We start from the raw sequence: 11,516 nt of genomic DNA, 5'->3' as shown, positions 1-11,516 counted from the left end.
CCGCCAACCTGGCCGGACACTGGCTGCACGACCACTCCTACCGCACCGCCGCCGAACAAGCCCTCGGCACCCAAGGCATCAACCCATTCCTCACCGCCCACGCACAGCAAGCACCCGCACTCGAACAACAGGCACACACACTCATGAAATCCTGGCTCACCGCGATTCCACGTTGACAACGGAAATGCAAGATCGAATGACACACCTCGGGGTCGCCAGGACCGCAGCATCCCTTCATCGCCCAGCTAGCTAGCTCCCGGACGCCACTGCAACGACGAACGGGAACGGACACCACGGCCTCGTGGTTGAGATGGAGCCCGTACCCCCATCAGTACGTGTCGGCATGCACATCCACCGCCATCGCCCGCCCCTTTCGTGAACGCGGTGAGCACACCGGGAGGGCATGCTGCGCCGCCGCCACATCCCACACGCCGCCCGCAGAGCCCACAAGATCGCCCTGGCCATTCCGACCACAGCCGCTCCCGGCGCACGGCCCGGAAACCGACAGGGGCGCCCTCTTGACCGACGCACAACGCCGCTACTCCACGTACACGCCCCGTCCGCCAGCGGGGAGCCAGCGAGTCCGCCTCAGCGCCGCAGACTGTCCACCATCGGGAAATTCCCGTCGACCACCCACACCCGTCGCGCTGAAAGCCCGCGTGCGTGAGCGATGCGTGAGCGGACGGCGAAACATGACGCCCCGAAAACAGGACCCAGCATCAGGCCGGGTGGTGCTGACCTGCAAGAACAGCACCACCCGGCAGGGCCGAGCACCCTCAATCACGGATTCGGTCCCACTCCGCCTGCCGTCTCTCGTGGTAGAGGGTGATGAGTTCGCTCGCCGGGTAGCGGTCGGCGTCCAGCAGGCTGGTGACCAGCCGCCACTGCTCGCGGGTGGTGGTGCTGTCGACCAGGGTGCAGGTCACCTCGGCCTCGACGACACGCACGGTCAGCAACGTGTGCAGGACGCCGTAGCCGATGCGGGCCAGGTAGGAGCCGTCGGCCAGGTGCCGGTCACTTCACGCTTCGCATCCCAGCATGGACATGCCCATCCGGCGGCTCGCATGGCGATCGTAAACACGATCGAGCGATCACGAACCGAGGAAGATCAGGCTCAACGCCCACTCAGGGGATTGATACCGGAAAATCCTTGTGGAATCGGATAGCCATCAGCGCGCTTGCGTCAGGCAGTGCCGGGCCAGTAGGGCGGCGATTGCCCAGTCCTGCACGGCGACGCCGACCGTCTTGAACACCGTGCGCGCAGTGCGTTCCGGGAGCCCGGCAGCCAGCACGGTGCCCAGTTCGGTCAGGGCGTCCTCAGTGATCGCTCCGATCTGCAGGGCGTGGATCACCTCGCCTGCCTCTTCGAGGATCGCCTCACGTTCGTCGATGACGACGATCGCATCCGCGAGAAGCTCGTCCGGCAGCTCACGCATGGTCGGACGGAATGCGCCGATCGCGTTGACATGGACCGTCTCACTCAACGCCTCAAGCCGGAACAGGGGTGCCGTTGCGGTGGTCGCGCAGCAGACGATATCTGCCCCGGTGATGGCCTTCTCCGAGTCTGAGCTGGTGCCGAACTTCGTATGGGGCATCTCCTGCGCGAGTTTCTCGGCGAGGCTCTCTGCCCGGCTGCAGTCGGCGTCGACGATCGTGACGCTGGACAACGGACGGGCCACGTGTACGGTGCGGATCTGGTCGGCGGCTTGGCCGCCTGCCCCGATGATGGTGCAGCTGCGCGCGTTTGGCGGTGCCATCACGTCGGTCGCGACTCCTACGATCGCCCCGGTGCGGATCCGGGTGACTTCGGCGGCATCGGCGACCACGTGCGAGGTGTGACCCAGTTCGCTCCACACGACGGTACCGACGATCGCGGGGTTGCGGTTGTCGAAGTTCAGGCTGAGTGTCTTGATCATGGCCGATGTCGAGGGCCGGTGGTGGGCGGACATCACCAGGAAGGATCCGTCACGCAGTGAGGTCCGGGTCGGCATCTCGAACTCGCCTCTGGCCAGGGCCAGGAAGCTGTCCCGGACGGCCTGCATCGCGTCCGGCATCGACACGATCGAGCGGATCTCTTTCGGTCCGATCGTCACGACGTCCACAGCGTCCTCCTTTGGTGCGTCATCAAGACGCAGTTGTTATGTGACATTGCACTGTGGGGAATTGCTCACGGCTGCTTGGCCAAGTCCCGGTCAGCGGTTGGCGCCGCCCGATGCCCAGATTGAGCGTGTGTGGCCGATGTGCACGCGGGTGAGCGCCTCAAGGGCCTTGCGGTTCTTCGTGGCCGCGAGGTCGATCATCTGCATGTGCTCGCGTGTCGAGGCGATGAGGCGGCCGGTGCGGGCGAGCGCCTCCAAGCCGTAGAGCCGGCTACGGCTGCGCATGTTCCGCACGAGGGTGGCCAGCATGGTGTTGCCATGCAGGGCGAGGAAAGAGGTGTGGAATTCGGTATCGAGCTGCATATAGGACACGAGATCGTTGCTCTCCGCCGCTGTTTCCAGGTCGCGGGCGATCTGCCGGAGCCGGGCGAACTCTCCGTCCATCGATGCGTTATAGGCTTCGGCGACCTCGCCCATCGTGGGCACTTCCGTCAGCAGTCGGACCGCAACTAGCTCGTCAAGCTCTCGCTCGGATACGGCGGTCACCCTGAACCCGCGGTTGCGCACCACCTCGACCATGCCCTCCTTTGCGAGATCCTGCATTGCCTCGCGCACTGGGGTGGGCGAGACTCCGAGCATCTCGGCCAGGACCGGTGCCGAGTACAGCGTTCCTGGTCTCATCCGGCCGGCGATGAGTGCTGCACGCAGCGCATCGGTCACCTGCTCACGCAGGCCGTCGGCTCGCGACACCGAGGCCAACTGCAGATCTCCCCCGGAAAAGTCCGTGAACATGTGGCCCCCTTGCATCGTCCGGCCAAGCCCGGAAACCGTCGCCATCACTACCGCCCCTCAGCGAAGCACGAAGCCCGGCACCATGTTGTCGTGGGGGTCTTTGACGAACCGGTGCTCACCTGTCTGGTAGGCCCGTCCAGTGACCACCGGCACCACGGCCTTCAGACCCGCCTCGTATGTGGTCTCCTGCACGCGTGCAAGCCAGGTCGCATCCGTGATCGAGCTGTGAGCAAGCACCTGGCCGGACTCAAGCCGGCCGGCGGAGTGCAGAGCGGCGACCCGCGAGCAGGTGCCCGGCCCGCAGGGCGAGCGGTCGACCTGTCCATCGGCGAACACCGTGACATTGCGCTGCCGCAGACTGCCGTCCGGGCTGACACCCTGGTCTTCGAAGTAGACGACGCCATAGATCCCGCTGAGCCGATCGTCCAGCGGGTGCGCGGCGAACCCGGTGGGGTTGAGGCAGGCCTTGACCTCCCGGCTCAGCTCGATCAGCTGGGGCAGCGACGCCACACTGACATCGAGGCCGAACGCCGAAGCCGGGACATGCGCATAAATCGCGCCCCCGAAACTGATCACACATCGGACTACCCCGCGAGAAGTCCGCACCGCCACCTCGTCGTGCAGGACATAGCTGGGAACACTCACGAAGTCGACGCTGACAACCCGCTCTCCGTCCGTAGCCACCCGGGCACGCACCCGGCCCGAGGGAACATCGATCACCACCTCGGTCACACCACTGGGATCGACGGGCACCCGCCCACTGCGCACGGCCCACGCACCGAGCGCAATGGTGCCGTGGCCGCAGGCAGTGGAGAAGCCGTCCTTGTGCCAGAACAGCACGCCGAAGTGGGCACCCTCGTCGTTGCCTGGAACGATGAACCCGCCGTACATGTCCGCGTGTCCGCGGGGCTCGAAGCACAGAAGGGCCCGCAGCCCGTCGATCTCAGGCGCGGACATCGCGGTCACCCGCTTCTCCGCGACAGTGTCCCCCGCGACCTCCGGCACATCGGTGACGATCCGGAACGGCTCACCGCCGGCGTGGTAATCGACGGTGCATATGTCTGTGACGGTCATGACGAGATCCGATCCTGAGGGGAGAAGGTCAGCGTACGTAGAGGCAGTGAACCATGTGCAATGTCACAGTGCAATGGCACCCCCGCCGTGCATACCGCGCACCCAGACGGCCGGTCCATCGCCGCGCGGGTCCGCGAGCACGGCACCAGCCGCGGCGCCGTCCGGACGACTCGGTGATCCACTGCGTCACCGAGCGGCAAGCCAGGGAGGTCTTGGCCGCGCTGGTGGACAGGATGGAGCAGGTCGGGCTGCAACTGCATCCCGACAAGACCCGGATCGCGTACTGCCGGGACGGCAAGCGTCGGAACTCCTAGGAGCACACAGCGTTCACCTTCCTCGGCTACACATTCCGTGCCCACAGGAGCCGAGACAAGAAGGGAGAGAGCGTCTCCTTCCGCACCGGGGCCGTCCCGGATGCGGAGCAAGTCGATCAGAGGGGATATATCCGAGCTGTAACCAATATCGTTTATCTTCCGGTTAACCTGCTTCCGCGAAGATGGCCCCGACACACCGGACCAACGGAGCGAGGCCGGGCCCACGGTCTCCTTCCGGGTGCTGGCCGAGAAGGACATGCCATGCGCGTACTGGTCGCCGAGGACGAGCCCATGCTCGCCGAGGCTGTGGCCGAGGGCCTGCGGGACGATGCATTCGCCGTGGACGTCGCACACGACGGGGACGCAGCCCTGGAGCGGCTCGCCGTCAACGACTACGACGTCCTCGTCCTCGACCGGGACCTGCCCGTCGTGCACGGCGACCAGGTGTGCCGCGCCGTGGCCGACTCCGGAGGCCGCACCCGGATCCTCATGGTCACCGCAGCCGCCGGAGTCCCCGAACGTATTGAGGGACTGGCCCTCGGCGCTGACGACTACCTGCCCAAACCTTTCGCCTTCGAGGAACTGCTCGCGCGCGTGCACGCACTCGCCCGCCGTACGCAGCCGGCAGTCCCGCCCGCGTACGAGAGGGCGGGACTGCGAGTGGAGACCGCACGCCGCGAGGTCCACCACAACGGGCGCTATGTGTCGCTCTCCCGCAAGGAATTCGCGGTCCTGCTGGAACTCATGCGGGTCGGCGGCGCCGTGGTCTCCGCAGAGGAACTCCTCGAACGCGCCTGGGACGAGCACACCGACCCGTTCACCAACACGGTCCGGGTGACCGTGATGAAACTCCGGAAGAAACTCGGCGAGCCGCAGGCCATCGAAACCGTCCCTGGGGCGGGGTACCGCATTCCGTGAGCCGCATCGCCATACCCCGCCTCACCATCAGGGCACGGCTGACCCTGCTGTACGGCGGACTGTTCACCCTCTCCTCGGCCGTTCTCCTCGCCATCGTCTACCTCCTCCTCGACCGCACGCTGCCCGAACGACTGGACGTGGTGGCGTTGCAGTACCACGCCGACGGCTCGGCAAGCCTGTCTCAGGACGGCGGATCCGCCGCGCCGAGCGCGGGCTCGACCGGGCTCGCCACATCGTTGCGCGACACGGCCCTGTCCTCCCTCCTGCAGCAAGGAGGCATCGCCCTCGCCCTACTCACCGCACTCGCCATGGCCCTCGGCTACGTGATGGCTGGCCGGGTCGTACGTCCACTGCACCAGATTTCGGACACCGCCAGCCGCATCTCCCGCAACAGCCTCGGCCAACGCCTGGCCTTCTCCGGTCCACGCGACGAGGTCAAGGACCTCGCCGACACCTTCGACGCCATGCTGGACAAGCTGGCCCGCTCCTTCGACGACCAGGAACGCTTCATCGCCGACGCCTCCCACGAACTGCGCACCCCACTCGCCGTCAACCAGACCCTCATCGAGGTCGCTCTGCGCAAGAAAGACGCTAGCGACGACGCCCGCCGCCTCGGCGAGTCGCTTTTGATCGTCAACAGCCGCAACGAACGCCTGATCGACGGCCTGCTCGCACTGGCCAAAGGCGACCGTGAAATCCACCACCATTCCCCCGCCGACCTGCAGGACATCGCCGAACGCGTCGCAGGGCAACGCGCCCAGGAGGCAGCAGTGGCGGGCGTGGAACTACGCGTCGCCGCCGAACCGGCACAGGTCAGCGGCGACCCGGTCATGCTCGAACAGCTGATGCACAACCTCGTCGAAAACGCCATCCGCTACAACAAACCCGGAGGCTGGGTCTCGGTCACCACCGCACGCCAGGACGACCACGCCCTAGTAGTGGTCGCCAACACCGGCCCACCAGTACCCGGTTACCAGACCGAGGCACTCTTCCAGCCCTTCCAGCGACTGCAGACCGAGCGTCCCGGCACCGTACACGGGTCCGGCCTCGGACTGGCCATCGTCCGCAACATCGCCCACACCCACGGCGGACAGGCACAAGCCCAATCACGCGCAGGCGGAGGCCTGGTCATCACCGTGCACCTACCCACGACCCGCTTTCGGACCTGCTATGGGCAGGTCCCAGGACACCAGGAAGCACCGAGGACATATGGGCCATGAGTACGCCCCAGACAGCACTAACACTACTCCCGGGCCCCGACAGGCGGTGCCGCAGCAGGCCTCTTGGCAGGTGAGGCAGGAGCCGCTGCGGCGTCCCGACTGGACATCCAGTTCCCCACTGTCCGCCTGGGCCCGCAGCGGTGCAGGCTCGGCCTCGGGAACGGAATTCTCCGGCACCTCCCGCCCCTACGGCTGGGCGATCATGGGGTCGGCCGACCGGGGAGGGCCGGTCCCGGGCGCGGCTGGGGAGGTGAGTGTGTGGGAGGAGGCCGCGCAGGCGACCGCAGAGGCTGGTCCCCTCACTGATGACTGGACACCCAGCGCGCCCCCGGCCGAGAGGTACTGGCCCGGCGCCCTGGTGGGGGAAGCCGCAGGGGTCGGTGGCGCCTATGAGCCCAGCGCGCCGGCGGCCGAGGAGGTCGAAGCCGCCGAGGAACTGGCCCTCGAGGCCGGCCAGCCCCAGGGATTCGCCGCGGCGGACACCCTCAACATGCGTCAGCTGGGGCGGGACATGGCCCTGCCGGCACCCGCACCAGCGGGTCCCGCCGAGGTCGTGCCGGGAGTATCGCGTCGTGAGGCGGTGGCAGGCGGTGCTGCCCGCGTCGCCGACGTACTCCAGGGCGGCGAGCCGCGCCCATTCGATCGCGCACCCCAGAGTGTCACCGCCCCCGGGGAGCCGACACCTGAGGAACTGCGCAGGACCAACGCCGGCCACCTCACCACAGCCCTCACCGACGCCTCTGGCCTCCCGGCGCGTCTCCTGGTCTACGAGCCGGAGTTCGAGGGCGTTGGCCGTATGGCCGTTGCCCTCGGCACCCTCGAGATGGCCACCCACGTCGCCGTCCTCATCCCCGGCATGGGCAGCTCACCCGCCAGTTTCGACGAACTCGTCCGCCGCGCCCGCGTGGTGTACGACGAGTGCCGCCGAGTCGGCCCCGAGGCCAAGGTCGCCGTCATCGCCTGGCAGGGGTATAGAGCCCCCCGCGACATCCGCAAGGGCAAGGGCGAGGTCAGCGCCGATGACCCCGCCAAGGAAGGCTCCAAACTCCTCAACATCGACCTCGCCCAATGGCGTGCCTTCTGGAAGAACAGCACCGCCCGCAAAACCGCCGGACTCCCCGAACAGCCCCAGGTCACCGTCAACGGGTTCAGCTACGGAAGCGTCGTCGCCGGCTACGCCCTCATGCGCCGCACCCGGCCCGGCGGCGTCAGTGACACCGCCAAGGGCGCACTCGTGGGAGGCACCCGCGAGCTGTCCCGCCAGTTCATCTCCCTCTTCCCCGTCACCGCGGCTGCGAAGAAACGCCTGCAGGGCGGCACCTGGACACAAACCCTACGCGAAGGCGCCGAAAAGACCGTGCCCCTCGCCTCCGCCGCAACCGACCCCACCATCACCTCCGCCGCCCTCCTCGCAGCCCGCCCCGTGATAGCGACCGTCAAACGCTCCGTCAAACAAGCCCGCGCCGCCTACAAAAGCGAACCCCTCGGCGGCGGAGAAGCCGACTACCTCGTCCTCTTCGGCAGCCCCGGCACCGGCCGCCGCGCCCAACACCTCAACATCCCCGCCACCCGCATCTACGCCGCCGCCCACGCCCAGGACCCCATCAGCCACCTCAACTACTTCAGCATCGACCCCACCCACACCAGATACGACCCCACCGGAAAAGTCACCCGCCTCAAAACCACATACATCCCCGACCCCGCTCTCAGTAAAGCCAAAAACTACGAACGCGCACACACCAGCTACTACGACCCCGCCACAGAAACCCAGCCCGCCAGAGAATCCCTCACCAACCTTGCCCGCATCACCACCGGCAACATCCGCCAGGTCACCACCTACAAGAAACGCACCGGCATCCTCCTCGAAGGACACAAAAACCCCCTCGCACGCCCCAACACCAACCCACCCACCAACACCACACCACCCAACACGACAGACAAGGCAAAATCTAGAAAAAAACGAGAGGAACCTACAACGAGCCGGACCGAAGCCACCACCTCCTTGTCATCACCTATGTTTCCTGTCGTACGCATGGCGGCTGACGGGACATGCACATTCACCAAAGAAAGACTCACTATTCAGACAACGGAAAAAACGTCCACATTCTGGGGCGGGCGCATCAAGATAACGCACCCCGAGTGGCTCGAATTCAAGTTCGAGGAGCAGGCAGGGAAGGCGGAGCTCTACGTTGATACCAGCAACAGTCCTCGCTCCATGAGATACAGCAGAAGTTATCTCATCTCCTGGAAATCTCAAACAGCGTCCGGATTTTACATCACCCCAGAGAATGAGGATCCGTGGGAATTCGACTCCTGGAATCCAGTCACAATCCCACAGCGGCTGGCCGTCGGCGAGCGCCTTGACGTCGATGTCAGCTTCATAGAGAGAGGCACAAATATAAACAGCCTCCGCCACGCCCTCTCCTCCCCCACCGTTGTCCAGGCCCCCGAAGTCGATGCCGATCTACTGTCGCGCCTGCTCTCCAGCCAGAACGCCGAGTCCGCCAAGAAAATGGCGCAGGCAGCACAAGACTATGTGGACGGCACCATCAGAAAGGTCCTCAAGCGGGTCGTGCCGTCGGCCTCCGCTGAGGCCGTCTCTCTCGATGGCAAGTTCGTCGTCACCTTCCTGGAGGCCCCTGCAACAGGCGGCACAGGCCTGCGCACGACGGAGCGGTACACGCTCCGGGAAGTCGCGCTGGGCGTGCCATACCGCAAGACCATGCTGCGCGTCGGCCTGTCCGTGACGATCCTGAAGATTGAACCGTCTCGAAATGATCTCCCGGTTGGGATTGTGCAGGCACTCACAGGAGATCGTGTTCGATCAGGAATCGCCGAGGAGTTCTCACGGGACGCGGACCTCATGGCGCAGAGTGAAGTCTTCAAGACATCATTTTCTCAGTACCCGTCTGCCAGGCTCCGTAGCAGGCTGGCCAGATATCTGGCGGACGGCGCAGACCCCCTCATGAAGATCTTTTCCTCCCGGTGGCTCGACGGCAGTCTGAAGGAAAAACTCGTGGTATTCCAGGGCAAGATTGTCCCCGATGTCGTCGCGATCGGTTCCAACGAGTCGAGCCTTCTGGTGTCGCTGGCAACCGGTGATACATACGTCTGGCGCAAGGATGACAAGTCAAGCGGATTCCAGACGTTCATCAAGGGCCACCTTGCGGAGTTCGACAGTGCTGCCACGCGACCGGACGACTTCATCCCCACACTTCCTCCAGACCCGCGCATCCAACGCGGTGATGAGAGAACGCAGTACATGTTCCTGGAGCCGCGTATTAGCTTCCGCGAGGTGCCGGACACTTCCGACGAGCTCCGCAAAGCATCCATTGCACGTGTGAAGTCCAACCTCAACGGCTACGTCTACACCAAGGCGGAGGAGGATCGGGAGTGGACCGCGCAGTTCGGCCGTGCCGCCATGCAGGGCGCCGAAACCTTGATGATGATCGTGGCGTGCGCCGCGACAGGAGGCGCTGGCGCGGTCGTGGCCTTCGCCTCCGGACTGGGATTCGGTTTCGGCAGCGCCTACTTCAACGAGAAGATCGCTGAGAACACCGATCGCGGGGACGTCTATCGGCAGGCCCTGGAGGACGCCGAGCTGGACCGATGGCTGACGGTCGGTATGTCGGCCCTGGATTTCAAGGCTGCTCTCTCCGGCATCCGTACCGGCGTCAAAGGAGCTGAGCGCACTGCTGCCAAGCTGATCCGCAGTGGCATAGAAGCTGCACAGGAGAAGGTCTTGTTGAGTCAGCTGACGCCACGACGGCGGGCCGCTCGGATGGCATCCAAGGGGGCAGGGGGCGAAGCCTTCACTGGCAAGATCGCGCGTGACGGAGCCGTCTGCTGGGACGCAGTGGCCGAAGTGCAGCGGATGGCCGATGTCATCACGCCTCAGGAGCTGCTGGCGCTTCGCGGCGTACGTGCACACAGCTTCCAGGCGTATCTGGGCGGCACAGGCAAGGAGATCACGAACCTGGAGAGCCTGACCCGGCTGGATGGTGGGTACCGAGTCGCCTTCATTGTCGATGACAACGGCCGTCCCCAGATGATTCATGCCATGCTCAGCACAGGAGACGGAAAGCTGGCGGGCCTGAACAATGGGACACTGCGGCCGGAGCTGTCGCCGGGTTTCGCAGAAGTAGACTTCAAGAAGGGGGACATCCTGACCATTTCTGACGATGGGATGCACCTCCCGGACGGTCGCCGGGTGCGGATCTATACCGAGACGAGCGCCCCGGAGTTCCGGATCGAGGCACGTCGCCCCGCCCTCGCAGACCCGGCGCAAAACACAGCGGACATCAGCATGGCCGACAGGTCTCTGTCCGACCTGCGGCGCAACACGGCCATAAACGCCATGATCGATAATCCTGCACAGAACTGCGAAAACCTGGTCAGGCCGACCCGGGACTATATGAAGGCTCACGGCTTCACAGACATCAAGTACCGCGGGATGGCCATATGGGACAACGCCCTCGAGGGAGCGCACGCGAACCACTACGTAGTTCTGGGGAAACGTGGTGGTAAGACCTACGTGTTCGACCTCTCCGCAGGCCAGTTCGCCCACCGGGGAATGCCGGATCTTGATGGGCCCATCATCGCCACCGAGGCGAAATGGGCCAAGATGTACCAGGACAGCACAACTCGCAAGCTCATCAAATACCAGGATTTTGCCACCAGCCAGGAAGCAACGGATGCTTTCAGGCCGACGAGAATGCTGGCCCCCAGAGGCTACATGCCCGGATCCACCATCCTCACCGCCCCCCATTGGTACTGAGAAGCCATCTCATTTGCTGAGTCTCTGATGCCGGTACTCAGGCTGAACTCGTGGACATCGCAGAGACTGTGACGCTCCTTGTTATCTAGGGTGACTGACTACCGTCAGGCACGTTGACCGAACTAACTCACGTGTTCTCGCAGGTCAGTTGGGGTTTCTGCTAGCTTCCTGGCATGCCCGGTGAACAGCGTCCCGGCAGGGATCTGAAGAACTTTGTGCTGCCTGAGTGAAGGTTTCTCATCCTCAGGTCTGGAGGGTGATGAGGGCTGCCGGGGAGGGCTCGTGACACGGCAGGGCTCCTGGTCGTTGCGTTGGTGATCTC

8 protein-coding genes are annotated in these 11,516 nt (G+C 65.0%); 4 read left to right on the top strand and 4 right to left on the bottom strand.

Features of this window, described 5'->3' with window-relative positions; genetic code table 11:
• Positions 1-776: 776 nt before the first annotated feature.
• From ACIQU6_RS42675 to ACIQU6_RS42660, 4 genes are all read right to left on the bottom strand, one after another.
• Complete coding sequence (locus ACIQU6_RS42675) at positions 777-947, bottom strand: hypothetical protein (protein ID WP_403487777.1); 171 nt, start codon at positions 945-947, stop codon at positions 777-779.
• 222 nt (positions 948-1,169) lie between these two features.
• Positions 1,170-2,102, bottom strand: coding sequence for an ornithine cyclodeaminase family protein (locus tag ACIQU6_RS42670; protein ID WP_403487775.1), 933 nt, complete (start codon positions 2,100-2,102; stop codon positions 1,170-1,172).
• Positions 2,103-2,192: 90 nt separating this feature from the next.
• On the bottom strand, positions 2,193-2,891 hold the full coding sequence (locus tag ACIQU6_RS42665) for a GntR family transcriptional regulator (RefSeq protein WP_403487773.1): 699 nt from the start codon (positions 2,889-2,891) through the stop codon (positions 2,193-2,195).
• Between the two features lie 57 nt (positions 2,892-2,948).
• Complete coding sequence (locus ACIQU6_RS42660; RefSeq protein WP_403487771.1) at positions 2,949-3,965, bottom strand: proline racemase family protein; 1,017 nt, start codon at positions 3,963-3,965, stop codon at positions 2,949-2,951.
• Positions 3,966-4,138: 173 nt separating this feature from the next.
• Between ACIQU6_RS42660 and ACIQU6_RS42655 the strand changes: the two genes are divergently transcribed.
• The 4 genes from ACIQU6_RS42655 (at position 4,139) to ACIQU6_RS42640 (ending at position 11,194) form a co-directional block, all read left to right on the top strand.
• Complete coding sequence (locus ACIQU6_RS42655) at positions 4,139-4,279, top strand: hypothetical protein (protein ID WP_403487769.1); 141 nt, start codon at positions 4,139-4,141, stop codon at positions 4,277-4,279.
• A gap of 261 nt (positions 4,280-4,540) precedes the next feature.
• Positions 4,541-5,197, top strand: a complete 657-nt coding sequence (locus tag ACIQU6_RS42650; RefSeq protein ID WP_403487767.1) for a response regulator transcription factor — start codon at positions 4,541-4,543, stop codon at positions 5,195-5,197.
• Complete coding sequence (locus tag ACIQU6_RS42645) at positions 5,194-6,417, top strand: sensor histidine kinase (RefSeq protein WP_403487765.1); 1,224 nt, start codon at positions 5,194-5,196, stop codon at positions 6,415-6,417. The genes ACIQU6_RS42650 and ACIQU6_RS42645 overlap by 4 nt, the downstream gene beginning before the upstream one ends.
• 256 nt (positions 6,418-6,673) lie before the next feature.
• Positions 6,674-11,194 (top strand): alpha/beta hydrolase, encoded by a 4,521-nt coding sequence (locus ACIQU6_RS42640; protein WP_403487763.1) that lies wholly within the window; start codon positions 6,674-6,676, stop codon positions 11,192-11,194.
• Positions 11,195-11,516 lie beyond the last annotated feature (322 nt).

This window comes from Streptomyces sp. NPDC090442 (assembly GCF_044769405.1).
Taxonomy (GTDB): domain Bacteria; phylum Actinomycetota; class Actinomycetes; order Streptomycetales; family Streptomycetaceae; genus Streptomyces.
The sequence above is the reverse complement of the archived record's forward strand: the minus strand, read 5'-3'. Positions and strand labels throughout refer to the sequence as shown.

Coding starts and splice junctions, on each gene's coding strand:
- ACIQU6_RS42665 (WP_403487773.1), bottom strand. CDS start 2,891: ATGTTCACGGACTTTTCCGGGGGAGATCTGCAGTTGGCCTCGGTGTCG.
- ACIQU6_RS42650 (WP_403487767.1), top strand. CDS start 4,541: ATGCGCGTACTGGTCGCCGAGGACGAGCCCATGCTCGCCGAGGCTGTG.
- ACIQU6_RS42660 (WP_403487771.1), bottom strand. CDS start 3,965: ATGACCGTCACAGACATATGCACCGTCGATTACCACGCCGGCGGTGAG.